Genomic DNA, 17,120 nt, shown 5'->3' with positions numbered 1-17,120 from the left:
ACAGTCGTGGGGCTGGGCCTCAGTGGTGAGCCCGCTTGCACCGCCGACTCAAGGCCGACAGCCCGTCCGGAACACGCACCTTCGCCGTCCCGGCATCCTGACGGCTCGCTACGGCCGGGTCTTCCAGAGCACCAGCACGAAGTACGGCGTCCCGACCATCGCGATGACCAGGCCCGCCGGGATCTGGGCGGGCGCGATGACCGTCCGCCCCAGGGTGTCCGCGACGCTCACCAGCAGCGCACCGAGCGCCGCGGCCACCGGGACGATCCGGCCGTGCCGTCCCCCGACCAGCGAGCGCGCCAGATGCGGTGCGACCAGACCGACGAAGACGACCACACCGATGGCGGACACCGCGGTGGCCGCCAGGATCCCGGACGCCGCCAGCACCACCAGCCGTGACCGTTCGATGCGCATCCCGAGCACGCGCGGGGTGTCCTCGTCGAGGGCGTGCAGGTCGAGTTCCCGGTGCTTGATCCACAGCAACGGCGTCAGCGCGACGAGCGCGAGCGCCACCGGCACGACCTGGTCCAGCGTGCGGCCGTAGGTCGACCCGGAAAGCCAGGTCAGCGCCTTGGCCGAGTTCCACGGGTCGGAGACCACGATCAGCAGCGTGATCAGCGCCATCCCGGCCGACCAGACCGCGATGCCGATGATCACCAGCCGGTCCGAATCCAGCCCCGACCGCCACGCCAGCCCGTAGACCAGCAGGAACACCACGGTCGCGCCGGCCCCGGCCGCACCGGCGATCGACCAGGCGCCGACCGCGGGGACGATGGTGATCAGCGTGATCGCGCCGAGCCCGGCGCCCGCGGTGATGCCGAGCAACCCGGGTTCGGCGAGCGGATTGCGGCTGACCGACTGGATCCCGCAGCCGGACACGGCCAGCGCGGCACCGGCGAGCAGCGCGGCCAGCACCCGCGGAAGCCGTTGGTCCAGCACGAAGGTGAGTGCGGTCCCGGTGTTGCCGGTGACCCAGTTCGCGAGATCGCCGAGCAGCACCATGCGGTCGCCCAGCATCAGGCCTGCTACCGGGACGACGGCGAGGAGAGCCACCAGGACGACGGAAATGAGCACGAGCCGCCGGGTCGATCCGGCGACCCCGACCCGCCCGGCCGGGGCCGGACGGCGCGAGCCGCTTCCCCGGCCGCGCCGCGCCAGCCACACCATCACGACGGCGCCGACGATCGTGGTCACCACCCCGGTCGGCACCCGTACGGCGGCGGCCGAGCCCATGATCGCCCGCAGGACGACGTCGGCGCCGAGCACCGTGACGACGCCGACCAGCCCGGAAACCGGCAGCAGGGCACGATGTTTGGCGATCGGCAGCAGCAGCCGCGTGACCACCGGCGCGCTCAGCCCGACGAACCCGACCGGTCCGGCGACGGTCACCGCCGCCGCGGTCAGCGCGACGGTCAGCACGATCGCGGTGACCCGGGTCCGGCGGACGCGCAGGCCGAGCACGGTCGCGTTGTCGTCGCCGAGGGCGAGGATGTCGAGTTTGCCGCCCATCGCGACGAGCGCCACCACGGCGATCACCACGATCGGCGTCATCTGACCGGTCGCACGCAGATCGGCCACCGTCAGCGAACCGCTGCCCCAGGCGAACAGCCCGCTCGTCTCCTCCTCGAACAGGAGCAGCAGCAGGACGGTCACCGACTGGAGCGCCAGCAGCATCGCCGAACCGACGAGCACCAGCCGTGGGCTCGCGGCACCGCCGCCCGCGAGACCGAGTACGACGACGGCCGCGGCGAGCCCGCCCATGAACGCCGCCCCGCCCACCGGCACGAGCGGCAGCGAGAGACCGAACGCGGAGATGGCGACCACGGCGAAATGCGCGCCCGCGTTGACCGCGAGCGTGTCCGGCGAGGCGAGCGGATTCCTTGCCACGGACTGCATTCCCGCGCCCGCGACACCGAGCGCGATCCCGAGCAGTAACGCGGCGAGCAGCCGGGGGACGCGCGCGCCCTCCAGTACCGCGAGGGTCTGCGCGTCGCCCTGGCCGAAGATCGCCTTCACCACGTCCAGCGGACCGGACGTCGAAGTGCCCTGCGTCAGGTGGATGCCGGCGAGGACGGCGATGAGCACCACCAGCCCCGCCGACACCGCGATGGTGCGGGCACGCATCAGGCCGTGACTGCCTTCACGATCTGGTCGGCGGTCATGATGATCGACTTCGGTCCGCCGAAGGTCCACGTGCCCGACTCGAGTTTGTGGATCTTCTTCGACACGACGAACGGCAGCCGCTGGTAGACGGCGTTCTGCGCGAGCCCGGTGGTGAAGACGTCCTCTTCGGACGCGCTGTAGAACAGCACGGTCTTCGGGTCGGTGATCGCGGTCAGGCCCTCGACGTCGGTCTGGCCGAGACCCCACTGCGGGTCGACCTTGCCGGTCCAGGCGTTCTTCAGGCCGACGGCCTCGGCGGTGTCGGAGACCAGCGAACCCTTGCCGAACGGGCGGATGCTGACGGTGCTGCCTTCGAGGTAGCCGTCGGCCATCAGGAACGGGGTGCCCGCGGCGCCCTTGGCCTCGACGGTCTTCTTGCCCTCGGCGAGTTTGGCGTCCATTTCGGACAGTTGCTTGTCCGCGTCGGCCTCCTTGCCGACCGTCTTCGCGATCAGCTTGAAGTCCTCGCGCAGGCGGTCGAAGTTCCGGCTCGCGTCGCTGGACTTGGTCACCACGACCGGCACGTATTTCTCGATCTGCGGGACCAGGGTCGAGTCGCGCTCGTCGGCGATGATGACGACGTCGGGGTTCAGCCCGACGATCGCGTCGACGCTGGGCTCGTTGCGCTTGCCGACGTCCTTGACCTCGGCGGACAGGGGAGCGGCCTTGTCCCAGACGTTGTAGCCCGCGACGTCCGCGGCGCCGACCGGCATGACACCGAGCGACGCGACCATCTCGGCCTCGCCCCACTCCAGCGCGACGACGCGCTTCGCCGGGGCCTTGAGGGTGACGGCCTTGCCGCGCGCGTCGGTCACCGTGACCGGTCCGCTCGCGGCGGCGGATTCGCTCGGCGCGGCCGCGGTGTTCTCCGTGGTGCCGCAGGCGGAAAGCAGCAGGGCGGTCGCCGCGACGAGGGCGGCGGGGATCGGCAAACGCATGGTTCTTCCTGGATTTCTCAGGCGGGCCTGGGCGAATGCCGCCCGAGTGGCCTGCAGTGGATCGCGCCCGTCACGGGGTCGTTCGCGACGTGGACGGTGACGCCGTAGGCCTGGGAGAGGTGTTCGGAGGTGAGCACCTGCCCGATGTCACCCGTGGCCACGATGGTTCCCTCGCTCAGCAGGACGACCTCGTCGGCGATGATCGCCGCGTGGTCGAGGTCGTGCAGCACCACGCCGACCGCGACGCCTTCTCCTGCCAGATCGCGGACGACGTCGAGGATCTCGACCTGATAGCGCAGGTCGAGATGGTTGGTGGGCTCGTCGAGCAGAAGCACGGAGGTCTGCTGGGCGAGACAGGAAGCGAGCCAGACGCGCTGGAGTTCGCCGCCGGAGAGCTCGTCGACCCCGCGTTCGGCCATCGCCGTCACGCCGGTGAGCTCCATCGCGCGGCGGACCGCGGCGGCGCCGTCGATGTCGACCCCGCGCCAGCCGGAGCGGTACGGATACCGGCCGTAGGAGACGACGTCGCGCACGGAGACCCCGCTCGGGGTGGGCCGGTGCTGGGTCAGCAACGTGACCTGGCGCGCGAATTCCTTACCGGACAACGCGTTCCCGCCCCAGACGGCGCGTTCCCCGAGCTGGACGCTGCCTTCGCGGGGTTTGTGCAGCCGCGCCAGCGAACGCAGGAGCGTCGACTTGCCGGAGCCGTTCGGCCCGACCAGCGCGGTCACCGAGCCGGCGCGCAGCGACAGGGACACCCCGTCCACCACGGCCCGCTCTTGGTGCGCGAGCACCAGGTCATGGCCGGTGAGCAGCGCGGCTTCCGTAGACATGAGGGGAGCCTAACCTAAGGCGCCGCCCTGACCCATGTCACGAGAGACACAGAGCGCGGGGTGATTGTCCGGTTACGCCGTTCGCACCGCTTCGCGCCGGCGCTTGGCCAGCCGCTTCCCGACGATCCCGTGCCGCGGCCCGAACAGGTACACCAGCGTGAACCCGGCGCCCTGCACCAGCACGATCATCCCGCCGGACGCGGTGTCGAGGTGGTAGCTCAGGTACAGCCCGGCCACCGCCGCGAGTACCGAGAACGACGGCGCGATCACGAGCATGCGGCCGAACCGGTCGGTCAGCAGGTACGCCGTCGCGCCGGGGATGATCAGCATCGCCACCACCAGGATCACGCCGACCACCTGCAGCGCCACCACCGCGGTCAGCGCGAGCAGGCCGAGCAGCGCGGCGCCGAGCACCCGCGGGTTGAGCCCGATCGCGTGCGCGTGCGTGGGATCGAAGGCGTACAAGGTGAAATCGCGGCGTTTGAGCACGAGCAGGGTGAGCGTGATCGCGCCGAGGACGCCGATCTGGATCAGATCCGAGGTGTCGACGCCGAGCAGGTTGCCGAAGATGATGTGGTTCAGGTCGGTCTGGCTCGGCGTCACCGAGATCAGCACGAGGCCGAGCGCGAACAACGTGGTGAACACGATGCCGATCGCGGCGTCCTCCTTGACCCGGCTGGTGTCCCGGACGACGCCGATCAGCGCCACGGCGAGGAAGCCGAACACGACGGCGCCCAGCGCGAAGGGCGCGCCGAGGACATAGGCGAGCACGACACCGGGCAGCACCGCGTGCGAGACCGCGTCGCCCATCAGCGACCAGCCGATCAGCACCAGCCAGCAGGAGAGCACCGCGCAGACCGCGGACGCGATCACCGTGGACGCCAGCGCCCGCACCATGAAGTCGTAGCTCAGCGGTTCGAGGAACAGGTCGTAGAGACTCACGCGGGTTCTTCTTCCCGTTGCAGGATATCGAGTCCGAACGCCAGCGCGAGGTTCTCGGGCCGGAGCACCTCGCCGGGGGAGCCGTGCGCGAGCACCTTGCGCATCAGCAGGATCGCCTCGTCGGCCAGGCCGGGCAGCGCGTGCAGATCGTGGGTGGAGATCAGGACCGCGGCGCCGTCGGCCGCGAGTTCCTTGAGCAGCCGGGTGATCGTGGCCTCGGAGCGCTTGTCCACCCCGGCGAACGGCTCGTCCAGCAGCAGGACACGGGCGCCCTGGGCGATCCCGCGCGCGACGAACGCGCGTTTGCGCTGCCCGCCGGACAACTGACCGATCTGGCGTCCGGCGAGTTCGGTCAGCTCGACCCGTTCCAGCGCGTGGTCGACGGCGTCGTGGTCGGCGCGGCGCGGGCGGCGCGTGAAGCCGAGCCGCCCGTAGCGGCCGGTCATCACGACATCCCGCACGGACAGCGGGAACGACCAGTCGACGTCCTCGCTTTGCGGCACGTATCCGATCACGCCGGTCTTGCGGGCGCGGGCGGGAGTGCCGCCGTCGATCGACACCGTGCCGGTGTCCGGCCGGACCATGCCCATGATCGTCTTGAACAGCGTCGACTTGCCGGAGCCGTTCATCCCGACGAGCCCGCACACGCGGCCGTGATCGAGCGTGACGTCGACACCGTCGAGCGCGAGGACGTCGCCATAGTGGACGGTGACGCCTTCGACGCGGATCGCGGCCGTCACGGCTTCGCCCCGGTGAGCGCGGCGACGATCGTCTTCGAGTCGTGGCGGATGAGGTCGAGGTACGTCGGCACCGGACCTTCCGGCCCGGACAGCGAATCGACGAAGAGCACGCCGCCGAACGCGGCACCGGTCGCCGAGACGACTTGGCGCATCGGGGCGTCGGAGACCGTCGACTCGCAGAACACCGCGGGGACCTTGTTCTCCTTGACGAACCCGATGGCGCGGGTGATCTGCTGCGGGGTCGCCTGCTGTTCGGCGTTGACCGCCCAGATGTACCGCTCGGTGAGACCGGTGTCGCGCGCGAGGTAGGAGAAGGCGCCTTCGCAGGTCACCAAGGCGCGTTCGTTCTTCGGCAGGGTGCTCAGCGCGTTCGTCATCTCGTCCTGCACCCCCTGCAGTTTCGCCTTGTAGGCGTCGCCGTTGGCCTTGAACACGGCGGCGTCGCCGGAGGAGAGCTCGCTGAACGCCTTCACCATGTTGTCCACGTAGATACCCACATTTTTCGGGGACATCCACGCGTGTGGGTTCGGCTTGCCCTGATAGGCGTCTTCGCCGATGGCGATGGGCTGGACGCCTTCGCTGACAACCTTGTGCGGCGCGTCGCTCTCCTTGACGAACCGGGCGAACCACGCCTCCAGGTTCAGTCCGTTGTCGAGGATCAAGTCGGCCTTCGCGGCCTTCTTGATGTCGTCCGGCGTGGGCTCGTAGCCGTGGATCTCCGCGCCGGGCTTGGTGATCGACTCGACGCGGAGCTTGTCGCCCGCGACGTTCGAGGCGATGTCCGCCAGGACCGTGAACGTCGTCAGCACCACGGGCCGCTTGTCGTCCGTGCCGCCGGCGGGTCCGCCGCATGCGGACAGGACGAGTGCGGACGCCGCCAGCGCGCACACGGTCTTGCGCAGATTCGCCATCCCGTGAGTCTAGAGTTCGGTATGCCGAACTTCCAACTCACGTGTGCCTTAAATCTCGGTGGCGGTCCGGTCCCGGTCCCGTACGGACTCCAGCAGTAGCTGGGAAACGTCGCGCACAGTGACGTTCTCGCCACGCTTTTCGCTCTGCCGCTGCACGAGACCGTCGTTCAGCATCACGCGGCAGAACGGGCAGCCGGTGACGATCGTTTCGGCGTCGGTGCCGAGCGCTTCGTCGACGCGTTCGAGGTTGATGCGCTTGCCGATCTGCTCCTCCATCCACATCCGCGCGCCACCGGCGCCGCAGCACAGCGAGCGGTCCGCGTGCCGGGGCATCTCGCTGAGCGTCGCGCCGGTCGCGCCGACGAGTTCGCGCGGCGGCTCGTAGACCTTGTTGTGGCGGCCGAGGTAGCACGGGTCGTGGTAGGTCACCGGGCCGGCGTCGACCGGTTTGACCGGCGTCAGCTTGCCCGCGCGGACGAGCCGGTTCAGCAGTTGCGTGTGATGCAGGACCTCGTAGTGCCCGTCCAGTTGCGGGTACTCGCGGCCGAGGGTGTTCAGGCAGTGCGGGCAGGTGGTGACGATCTTGCGCGTCCCCGGTTCGCGGCCCTCGAACACCGCGTTCAGCGTCTCGACGGTCTGCTGCGCGAGCATCTGGAAGAGGAATTCGTTGCCGGAGCGGCGCGCCGGGTCGCCGGTGCACGATTCGTCGGTGCCGAGGATCGTGTACTTCACCCCGGCGAGATGCAGGAGTTCCGCCGTGGCGCGAACGGTCTTGCGGGCGTTGTCGTCGAAAGCCCCCGCGCAGCCGACCCAGTAGACGTACTCGACGTCGTCGGCGAGTTCACCGTCGAAGATCGGCACCTCGAAGCCGAGGTCCTTCGTCCAGGCGAGGCGGTCGGAGTTGTTCTGGCCCCAGGGATTCCCCTTGGTCTCCAGGTTCTTGAACAGCACACCGAGTTCGCTCGGGAACGCCGACTCGATCATCACCTGGTAGCGGCGCATGTCCACGACGTGGTCGACGTGCTCGATGTCGACCGGGCACTGCTCGACGCAGGCGCCGCACGTGGTGCACGACCAGAGGACGTCCGGGTCGATGACGCCGAAGTCCTCCTTGGTACCGACGAGCGGACGCTCTTCGGGGGCTTCCTTGCCGTCCAGGATGTACGGCGCCTTCTCGAAGAGATGGTCCCGCAGATCCATGATCAACAGCTTGGGGGACAACGGTTTCCCGGTGTTCCATGCCGGGCACTGCGACTGGCAGCGGCCGCATTCGGTGCACGTGGCGAAATCGAGCATGCCCTTCCAGGTGAAGTCCTCGATCTTGCCGCGGCCGAACGTGTCGTCCTCGCCCGGATCCTCGAAGTCGATCGGCTTGCCGCCGGATTCCATCGGCAGCAGCGGGCCGAGCGCGTCCGGGAGCCGTTTCGCGGTGACGTTGACCGGCGCCAGGAAGATGTGCAGGTGCTTGGAGTAGAGCACGATCGACAGGAACGCCAGCATCACGCCGATGTGCAGCAGCAGCCCGACGGTCTCCAGCGGTTCGGTGACCGACGTCCCCAGCGGCTCCAGGAGTTCGCCGACGCCGAGGGAGACCCACGCGCCCGACTCGTACGGGAAGACGCCGACCGCCGCCGAAGCGCCGCGGAAGAGGAACATCGTCCAGATCACGTTGAAGATCATGAACAGGATCAGCCAGGCGCCGCCGGTGTGCGAGCCGAAGAACCGCGACGCGCGCTCCTTCCGTTCGGGCGCTTGGCGGATCCGGATGACCGCGAAGACCGCGAGCGACACGAGTACCGCGACCGCGATGAAATCCTGCAGGAAACCCAGGACCGCCCAGTGCCCGATGAGCGGGATGTGGAAGTCGTGGTCGAACAGGGCGCCGTACGCCTCGACGTAGACCGAACCGAGGATCACGAAACCCCAGAACGTGAACAGATGCGCGAGCCCGGGGACGGACCATTTGAGCAGTTTGCGCTGTCCGAAGACCTCGGCCAGATGCGTTTTCGCGCGGACGGCCATGACGTCGGAGCGTTTCTCGTCCGGCTGGCCGGAACGGATCAGTTTGGCGAGCCAGGCGGCGCGACGGGCGGCGAAGGCGAGGCCGGCGACGGTGATGAGCAGACCGAGGATGAGACGAACGAGCACGAGTCCTCCGGGGGAGAATCGGCTCAGTGAGAGCCGGTGTAGTACCGGCACGCCTTGCAGGCGTACCGCATTTTGGCCACTCGCCACCGTTTTCGGTAGGCCTCCAGCTGGCCCGGTCGTGGCGGATGCACGCCGAGCCTGCGGTGACGGCGGATCCGCCGTCCCGTTTCGAAGAGTTCGGTCGCCAGGCCGAGATAGGCGCGCCTGAGTGCGATCCCCGGCTCCGCGGCGAGGTTGTCCCGGCAGAATCGGTGCAGCAGCGCGAGATCGGGGAGGCCGGGGGAGGTCACGCCGGGGAGGTGTTCGACGACGCCGAGGCCGGGATGTCCGGCGGGCACGGAGAATCTCGCGGGGAGTCCACAATGGACGCAGGTGAGCGTGCAACTCAGGCACCGGGTGACGTGGCGGATCCGCCGTTCGCGCTGATCCTCGTCGATCGTCTCGCGAACGTGCCAACCCAAGGGAGCCTCCCAAGACCGTGGTGTGTCCTGTGTCACTCTCAATACTGGAGAGTAGGGCTCGTCCCGATGGCGCGACAGGTCCAACCGGATGGCTTCCGAGCGGCCGGTCGGCGTAACCCTGGGCGACCGGTCGCATTCAGAGGACGAAACGCGGCGGAAGGGCGTGGGTCCAGGTGGTCGTGAGTGGTAAGTGTCGTTAGAACGTCACTTACCACTCACGACCACTCCGCACGCTTCCGCACACCGTGACCCAGTCGTAGCCGAAAACGGCCCGCCCGGCGTCACGCGCTGGTTATAGTCCTGACCCGGGGTAATGGGGGAGGGAACGACGGCGATGGGCGGGTTCGTCACCGCGGCTCTGGGGTTCCCGGCCGTGCTCTTCAGCTTCCTGTTGATCGTGGTGATCGGCTACTGGCTGCTGGCACTGCTCGGTGCGGTCGATGTCGACGACTTCGACGGCGGCGACGGGCTCCTGGCGGGCTTCGGCGGCGTCCCACTGTCCATTTCGCTCTCTTTGCTGATCGCATTCACCTGGTTCGCCAGCCTGGCAGGGACGGTTCTTCTCGATGACCTTGAGCTTTCGACACCATCGAGGATCGGGTTCGGGGTCGGCGTGCTCGCCGTCGCGCTCGTCCTCGGCACACTCGGGACGAGGGTGATCGTGGTGCCACTACGCCGGGTGTTCGGTCCCGCGAGGGAACCGAGCAGGAAGGACTTCGTCGGCAGGGCGGCGGTCATCCGCACCTCGTCGGTCACGCACGACTTCGGTCAGGCCGAAGTCGCCGCCGCCGACGGGTCGACGGCCATTGTGGACGTTCGGCAGGCGGGTCAAGGCAACCTGACGGCGGGCAGCCGCGTGGTTCTCTATGACTACGACTCCGAACGCGAGTTCTTCTGGGTCGAGTCTTTGGACATCTGAAGCAGAAAAGGAACACTATGGGTGCCATCAGCGTGGGGGCCGGCGTTCTGATCGCCGTGGTAGTTGTCATCCTCCTGGTCTTGCTCTTCACGATCACCAGGTTGTTCAAGAAGGTGCCGCAGGGTAAGGCGCTGATCATCTCGAAGGTCCGCCGCGTCGACGTGACGTTCACCGGCGCGATCGTCCTGCCTGTGCTGCACAAGGCCGAGATCATGGACACCTCGGTCAAGGCCATGGAGATCACCCGGACCGGCCGCGAGGGCCTGATCTGCCGGGACAACATCCGCGCCGACATCCGGATCTCGTTCTTCGTGCGGGTCAACAAGACCGTCGAGGACGTGATCAAGGTCGCGCAGGCCATCGGCACCGAACGCGCGAGCCACGAGGCGACCCTGCAGGAACTGTTCAACGCCAAGTTCTCCGAGGCGTTGAAAACCGTCGGCAAGCAGCTGGACTTCGTGGATCTCTACACCAAACGCCACGAATTCCGCGATCAGATCATCCGCGTCATCGGCACCGACCTCAACGGGTACAGCCTGGAGGACGCGGCCATCGACTACCTCGAGCAGACGCCGATGGCGCAGCTCGACTCCGCGAACATCCTCGACGCGCAGGGTATCCGCAAGATCACCGAGCTGACCGCGATCGAGCACGTGCGCACCAACGAGTTCCGCCGCAGCGAGGAGAAAGAGATCACCCGCCAGAACGTGGACGCCAAGGAGGCGATCCTCGAACTGGAGCGGCGGCAGGCCGACGCGGAGATCAAGCAGCGCCGCGAGGTCGAGACCATGCGTGCCCGCGAAGAGGCCGAGATCGCCAAGGTGCAGGCGGAGGAGCGGCTCAAGTCGCAGGCCGCCGGACTGCGCACGGACGAGCAGCTCGGCATCCAGCACCAGAACCAGCAGCGTGAGATCGAGGTCGCGGGCAAGAACCGCGAACGCGTGATCGCCATCGAGAGCGAGCGCATCGAGAAGGACCGGCTGCTCGAGGTCATCGGCCGCGAACGCGAGACCGAGCTGTCCCGGATCGCCAAGGACAAGGAAGTCGAGACCGAGAAGCGGTCCATCGCCGAGGTGATCCGCGAGCGCATCGCGGTCGAGAAGACCGTGGCGGAGCAGGAAGAGAACATCAAGAAGCTCCGCGTCGTCGAAGAGGCGCAGCGTCAGCGCGAGGCCATCATCATCCGGGCCGAGGCGGAGGCGCAGGAGAACCTCGTCAAGGACATCAAGGCCGCGGAAGCCGCCGAGGCCGCGTCGAAGCACAAGGCCCGCGAGGAGCTGACGCTGGCCGAGGCGCGCCAGCAGGCCGCCGAGCTGGAGACCAGGGCGAAGATCCGTCTGGCCGAAGGCATCCAGGCCGAGGAGGCCGCCGTCGGCCTGGCCGCGGCGCAGGTCAAGGAACGCGACGCCGACGCGCTGGAGAAGGTCGGCCGCGCCGAGGCCATCGTCGAACGCGAGAAGGCGATCGTGCTCGCCGACGCGATGCGCGACAAGCTCAAGGGCGAGGCCGAAGGTCTCACCGAGAAGGCCGCCGCGATGGCCGCGCTCGACTCCGCCAGCCGTGCCCACGAGGAGTACCGCCTGCGTCTGGAGGCCGAGAAGGAGATCCGGCTCGCCGCGCTCAACGTGCAGCGCGAGGTCGCCGAGGCACAGGCCACGGTGCTGGGCATCGGGCTGGAGAAGGCCGACATCGACATCGTCGGCGGCGAGACGATGTTCTTCGAGAAGGTCATCGGCTCGATCGGGCTCGGCAAGAGCGTGGACGGCTTCGTCGAGCACTCGGACGTCGTCCAGACCCTGGGGAAGTCGTGGCTCGACGGTTCGGGCAGCTTCACCGACGACCTGACCAAACTGGTCGGTTCCGTGAGCACCGAGGACGTGAAGAACCTGACGCTGTCGGCCTTCCTGGCCAAGCAGTTGCAGGCGGGCGGCCCGGACAGCGGCAAGGTGCAGGAGCTGCTGGCCATGGCGCAGCGGCTCGGCCTGGCTGACAAGTCCGTCGCCGCTCTCGCCCCCGCGAAGCAGTGACGGCGACCGAACCGGCGGCAGGAACGGAGCAGCTGGACGCGGGCACCTACGAGGTGCTCCGCGCCCGGCTCGCCGCACAGGCCGCCGAACTGGCGAAACGCGCGGACGAGCTCAACACCGCGCGGCTCGGCGTCTTCGGCAGCGCGCAGCTCGCGCTGATCGGCACGGAGCGGATCCGCACCGCGAACAACTGCGTACCGCGCGACGTCGTGTCGGTCGGCGGGCGGATGTTGTTCGGCTACAACGTCTTCATCGGCCTCAAGCCGGAGACGACGGTCGACGACGTCTTCTCGCTGCACGGTTTCAGCCATGACGACGAGGCGTTCCGCTTCGACGACGTGCCCGCCGAGGAGCTGCCGGAGCTGTTGCGCGACGAGCAGTTCGTCCGCGATTTCGCGGAGCTGTACCGGTACTACCGGCAGGCGAAGCTGCTGCAGCTGCGGCGGGTCGAAGGCAAACTGCTCGCGGTGTTCCAGATCGGCCCGCGGACCGAGGACATCCGCGTGCTGCGCTGGGGTGTGGCCGCCGACGGCAAGGTGTCCTATGTGGACAGCCGGGGCGAACGCGACCATGTCTTCCCGCCGTCGCACGACTTCGAATGGGTCGAGACCGGCCGCGAGCAGCACGTCCTCGGGCGGCATCCGCATATCTCGATCGAGGACGAGGTGTTCGTCGAGACCGTCGGCGGCAACCTGACGATCAAGGTCGAGAACAACACCGAGACCGGCGAAGGCGTCTACTCCGAACCGGTCGACGAGCCGCTGCAGAGCCTGGCCGACGCCGAGGTCTCCTACGCCAGGATCGGCCCGCTGATCCTGCTGCGGATGCTGCCGTACAAGGAGACCGAGCACCGGTACCTGGTGTTCAACACCCGCACCCGGAACGTGGTGCGCCTCGACGGGATCGGGCAGGCGTGCCAGCGGCTGCCCGAGGACCACGGGATCATCTTCCCCGGCGGCTACTACCTCGACACGGGTGTCAGCAAGACGTTCGACACCACTGTGGACGGTCTCGAATTCGAGCGCGTGATCCGTTCGCCCAACGGGGAGGACGTGCTCTACGTCTTCCACGCGCGGGCCGACGGGCGCTCGCTGCTCCTGCCGTACAACGTGATCCGCAAAGAGGTCTCGAACCCGATCCCGTGCCACGGGTATTCGCTGTTCGACGACGGCACGATGGTGTTGTTCCGCGCGCTGTCCGACGAGCCGAGCCGCGTGCACCCGATGCAGGTGTGGCGGACGCCGTTCCAATCGGATACGTACGCCGCGTCGCAGCCGGCCGGGACAGGACCGCTGGAGCGGGTCGGCAACGCCGATCTGGTCCGCGGGATTTCCGACTGCCTCTCGATCGGCCGGATGGTCGGCGAGATGGCGCCGTCGGCGGCGGTGTTCGAAGCGCTGATCGCCGCGTGCGCGCGGGTCTTCGACCACTACCACTGGCTCGGTGAGGCCGAACTCGGCGATCTGCGGTCGCCGCTGTCCGACGTCCGGGTGACCGCCGAGCAGGTGCTCGACGAATTCGAGACGGTCACCTCGCTCACCGCGCAGGCGGCCGAAGCCGTCGAGGAAGCGGCCGCCGAGACCGCGTCGCTGGTGCGCAGGGTCCGCGGCGAGGCGCTGAACGCGGCCGACGCGTGGGTGCGCAGGCTCGCGGAGATGCACCGCGCGCGTGGACATCTCGTCACTGTGCGGGAGCTGCGGTACGTCGACACCGACCGCGTCGACAAGCTGATCGCCGATCTCGACACGGAATTCGGCGAGGCCGCGCAGCGGGCCGTCCGGTTCCTGCAGGGCGAGGACGCGTTCACGAGCTATCACGCCGAGGTCGACGGCCTCATCGAGGCGGCGGGCGCGATCTCGACCGTCGCCGAAGCGGTCCCGGTCGCCGAACGGCTGGACGAGCAGTCCGGCGGGCTCGAAGTCCTCACCGACGTCGTCGGCGGGCTGGAGATCGCGGACGCCGTGGTGCGGACGAAGATCCTCGAACGCGTCGGCGAGGTCATCGGCGCGGTCAACCGGGCTCGCGCGACCCTCGACGCGCGGCGCAAGGAACTGCTGGAGACCGAGGGGCGGGCCGAGTTCGCCGCCGAGTTCGCGCTGCTCGCGCAGGCCATCACCGGCGGTCTCGCGGTCGCGGACACGCCCGACCGCTGCGACGAGCAGCTCGGCAGATTGCTGCTGCAGCTGGAAAACCTCGAATCGCGGTTCGGGGAGTTCGACGACTTCCTGGCGTCGCTCGGCGAGAAGCGCACCGACGTCTACGAGGCGTTCTCCTCGCGCAAGCAGGCACTGCTCGACGAGCGGGCGCGCAGGGCGGACCGGCTGGTCGATTCGGCCGAGCGGATCCTCACGAGCGTGACCCGGCGGGTCGGCACGCTCGGCTCGGTCGACGAGATCAACACCTACTTCGCCTCCGACCCGATGGTCGCGAAGCTGCGCAGCGTCGTCACCGAACTGCGTGAACTCGGCGATCAGGTGCGCGCCGAGGAGCTTGAGGGGCGGGTCAAGGCCGCGCGCCAGGAAGCCGGGCGCGCGCTGCGCGACAGGCTGGACCTCTACGGCGAGGGCGGCGAGACCATCCGGCTGGGCCGCAACACGTTCGCGGTCAACACGCAGGACATCGACCTCACCCTGGTGCCGCACGAGGGTGGGATGAAGTTCGCGATCACCGGCACCGATTACCGTTCGCCGGTGCGGGATTCCGCGTTCGAGGAGACGAGGCCGTACTGGGACCAGCTGCTGGTCTCGGAGTCGGCCGAGGTCTACCGCGCCGAGTACCTGGCGACGTCGATCCTTGCCGAGCAGCCGGACCTGCAGGACGGCGATCTGCTGGAGGTCGTCCGGCGCGTCGCGGGGGACCGGTACGACGAGGGTTACGCGCGTGGCGTGCACGACCACGACGCCGCCGCCATCCTGGCGGTGCTGGTGCGCCTGCGGTCCGCCGCCGGGTTGCTGCGGTATCCGCCCGCCGCCCGGGCCGCCGCCCAGCTGTTCTGGGCTTTCGGCGCCGAAGAGGCGGCGAAGTCCGCCTGGACCACGCGTGCCGCGTCGCTCTCGCGGGTGCGGGAGGCGTTCGGGCACACCACGGCGATCGACGCACTGGCACGGGAACTCGCCGATGCGATGGCCGCGTTCGCGACGTCCTCGGGGCTGACGCTGGATCTCGAACTGGCCGGCGAGTACCTGTTCGAGGAACTGGCCGACGCGTCGCCCGGGTTCGTCACCAGCGGTGGCGCGCGGACGCTGCTCGACAAGTTCCGGCTGGACCGCCGGAGCTTCGCCGAAGATTTGCGTGCGCTCGAAGATCTCGTGGATCGGCATCAGCTCGCCGAGGCATGGCTACGGTCCTTTGTGGACTCTGCTGGTCTTTCTCGTGACGAACTCGCGGAGGCCGTCGCGATCGAACTGGCCGACCTGCCGCGATACGACTCTTCGGCCGAACTTTCGGCCACTGTGGACGGTCTGCTCGGCTCGCATCCGCGGATCGTCAACCGGTCGCTGACCCTGCGGCTCGACGAGACACTCGCCAGGACTCGGCGATTCCGGCGCGATCGCGTCCCCGGTTTCCGTGCGTACCAACGGTTGCGCAACGACCTGGTGGCGGCCGAACGCGACAGGCTGCGGCTGGCCGAGTACAAGCCGAAGGTGATGAGCGCCTTCGTGCGCAACAGGCTCCTCGACGAGGTCTACTTGCCGCTGATCGGCGACAACCTCGCGAAGCAGCTCGGCGCGACGGGCGACGCGCGGCGGACCGACCAGTCCGGTCTGCTGCTGCTCATCTCGCCGCCCGGCTACGGCAAGACGACGCTCATGGAGTACGTCGCGAGCCGTCTCGGGCTGGTTTTCGTGAAGGTGAACGGGCCGGCGCTCGGACACGAGGTCACGTCGGTGGATCCGGCGGACGCGCCCAACGCGACGGCGCGGCAAGAGGTCGAGAAGATCTCTTTCGCGCTGGAGCAGGGCAACAACGTGCTGCTGTATCTGGACGACATCCAGCACACTTCGCCGGAGCTGTTGCAGAAGTTCATCTCGCTGTGCGACGCGCAGCGTCGGATGGAAGGCGTCTGGGAGGGCCGGACGCGGACTTATGACCTGCGGGGCAAGCGGTTCGCCGTCTGCATGGCCGGTAACCCGTACACCGAGCAGGGAAAGCGGTTCCGGATCCCGGACATGCTCGCCAACCGCGCGGACGTGTGGAACCTCGGCGATGTGTTGTCGGGCAAGGAAGACCTGTTCGCACTGAGCTACATCGAAAACTCGCTCACCGCCAACACCGTGCTGGCCCCGCTGGTCTCTCGGGAACGGTCCGATGTGGACGTTCTGGTCCGCCTGGCCCGCAGCGACGGCTCGGTGCGGGCGGATCAGCTGAAACACGCGTACTCGGCGACCGAACTGGAGCAGATCCTCGCCGTGCTGCGAAAACTGATCAAGGTGCAGCGGATAGTCCTGACGAACAACCAGGCGTACATCGCTTCAGCGGCGCAAGCGGACGCGTCCCGGGTCGAACCGCCGTTCCAGCTCCAAGGCTCGTATCGCAACATGAACAAACTCGCCGGCCGGATCGTGCCCGCGATGAACGACGCGGAGCTGGAAGCGCTGATCGACGACCACTACGCCGGCGAAGCGCAGACGCTCACTTCGGGCGCCGAAGCCAACCTGTTGAAGCTGGCCGAACTCCGCGGCCGTCTGAGCGACTCGCAGGCGCAGCGGTGGGCGGATGTGAAGGCGGCTTACCTGCGTGCGCAAGCGCTGGGCGGGGACGATGAGGACCCGATGAGCCGTGCTGTCGGCGCTGTGGGGCTGCTGGCTGATCGAGTGGGTGCGGTGGAGGCGGCTATTGAGCGGGCTTCGGAGCGGATGGTTGTGCGGGATGTGATGTAGGGCTTTCTTGGGTTTTGACTGCGGCGGCCCATTACCGGGAGACGGTGATGGGCCGCCGGGTTTTTTGCCTGGAATCGGCGGGCGCCGGTTGCTTGTGAGGTCGGGTCTTGCCGGTGGCGATGTGTGCGTTTGCCGAAAATCGGCAATGCCTCTGTCGT

At 68.4% G+C, this 17,120-nt stretch carries 11 protein-coding genes; 3 read left to right on the top strand and 8 right to left on the bottom strand.

Going from position 1 to position 17,120, the window contains the following annotated elements; genetic code table 11:
• Positions 1 to 108: 108 nt before the first annotated feature.
• The 8 genes from ACSMFO_RS27565 to ACSMFO_RS27530 form a co-directional block, all read right to left on the bottom strand.
• Positions 109 to 2,124, bottom strand: a complete 2,016-nt coding sequence (locus ACSMFO_RS27565) for an iron ABC transporter permease (protein ID WP_436461030.1) — start codon at positions 2,122 to 2,124, stop codon at positions 109 to 111.
• Entirely contained in the window at positions 2,124 to 3,101 is a 978-nt protein-coding gene (locus ACSMFO_RS27560; RefSeq protein WP_038518551.1) for an ABC transporter substrate-binding protein, read from the bottom strand. Before ACSMFO_RS27560 ends, ACSMFO_RS27565 begins: the two co-directional genes overlap by 1 nt.
• Positions 3,102 to 3,118: 17 nt before the next feature.
• Complete coding sequence (locus tag ACSMFO_RS27555) at positions 3,119 to 3,934, bottom strand: ABC transporter ATP-binding protein (RefSeq protein WP_436461029.1); 816 nt, start codon at positions 3,932 to 3,934, stop codon at positions 3,119 to 3,121.
• 72 nt (positions 3,935 to 4,006) lie between these two features.
• Positions 4,007 to 4,876, bottom strand: coding sequence for a metal ABC transporter permease (locus ACSMFO_RS27550; RefSeq protein ID WP_436461028.1), 870 nt, complete (start codon positions 4,874 to 4,876; stop codon positions 4,007 to 4,009).
• The gene (locus ACSMFO_RS27545) at positions 4,873 to 5,616 is read right to left on the bottom strand and encodes a metal ABC transporter ATP-binding protein (RefSeq protein ID WP_436461027.1); all 744 of its coding nucleotides are present in this window, start codon (positions 5,614 to 5,616) and stop codon (positions 4,873 to 4,875) included. The genes ACSMFO_RS27550 and ACSMFO_RS27545 overlap by 4 nt, the downstream gene beginning before the upstream one ends.
• Positions 5,613 to 6,527: a metal ABC transporter substrate-binding protein gene (locus ACSMFO_RS27540; protein ID WP_436461026.1), complete on the bottom strand. Its 915-nt coding sequence runs from the start codon at positions 6,525 to 6,527 to the stop codon at positions 5,613 to 5,615. Before ACSMFO_RS27540 ends, ACSMFO_RS27545 begins: the two co-directional genes overlap by 4 nt.
• A gap of 48 nt (positions 6,528 to 6,575) precedes the next feature.
• On the bottom strand, positions 6,576 to 8,675 hold the full coding sequence (locus tag ACSMFO_RS27535) for a (Fe-S)-binding protein (RefSeq protein ID WP_436461025.1): 2,100 nt from the start codon (positions 8,673 to 8,675) through the stop codon (positions 6,576 to 6,578).
• A gap of 23 nt (positions 8,676 to 8,698) precedes the next feature.
• The gene (locus ACSMFO_RS27530) at positions 8,699 to 9,136 is read right to left on the bottom strand and encodes a hypothetical protein (protein WP_436461024.1); all 438 of its coding nucleotides are present in this window, start codon (positions 9,134 to 9,136) and stop codon (positions 8,699 to 8,701) included.
• Positions 9,137 to 9,470: 334 nt separating this feature from the next.
• On the opposite strand from ACSMFO_RS27530, the gene ACSMFO_RS27525 reads away from it, so the two are divergent.
• The 3 genes from ACSMFO_RS27525 (at position 9,471) to ACSMFO_RS27515 (ending at position 16,962) form a co-directional block, all read left to right on the top strand.
• The gene (locus ACSMFO_RS27525) at positions 9,471 to 10,055 is read left to right on the top strand and encodes a hypothetical protein (RefSeq protein WP_037346159.1); all 585 of its coding nucleotides are present in this window, start codon (positions 9,471 to 9,473) and stop codon (positions 10,053 to 10,055) included.
• Positions 10,056 to 10,135: 80 nt separating this feature from the next.
• The gene (locus tag ACSMFO_RS27520; RefSeq protein WP_436461023.1) at positions 10,136 to 12,082 is read left to right on the top strand and encodes a flotillin family protein; all 1,947 of its coding nucleotides are present in this window, start codon (positions 10,136 to 10,138) and stop codon (positions 12,080 to 12,082) included.
• Positions 12,079 to 16,962 carry a DNA repair ATPase gene (locus tag ACSMFO_RS27515; protein WP_436461022.1) on the top strand — a complete coding sequence of 1,628 codons (4,884 nt, stop codon included), beginning with the start codon at positions 12,079 to 12,081 and terminating at the stop codon, positions 16,960 to 16,962. The genes ACSMFO_RS27520 and ACSMFO_RS27515 overlap by 4 nt, the downstream gene beginning before the upstream one ends.
• Positions 16,963 to 17,120 lie beyond the last annotated feature (158 nt).

Source organism: Amycolatopsis sp. w19 (assembly GCF_051373225.1).
Classification (GTDB): domain Bacteria; phylum Actinomycetota; class Actinomycetes; order Mycobacteriales; family Pseudonocardiaceae; genus Amycolatopsis; species Amycolatopsis japonica.
Note: the sequence above shows the minus strand (reverse complement) of the source record. Positions and strands in the feature narration are given on the sequence as shown.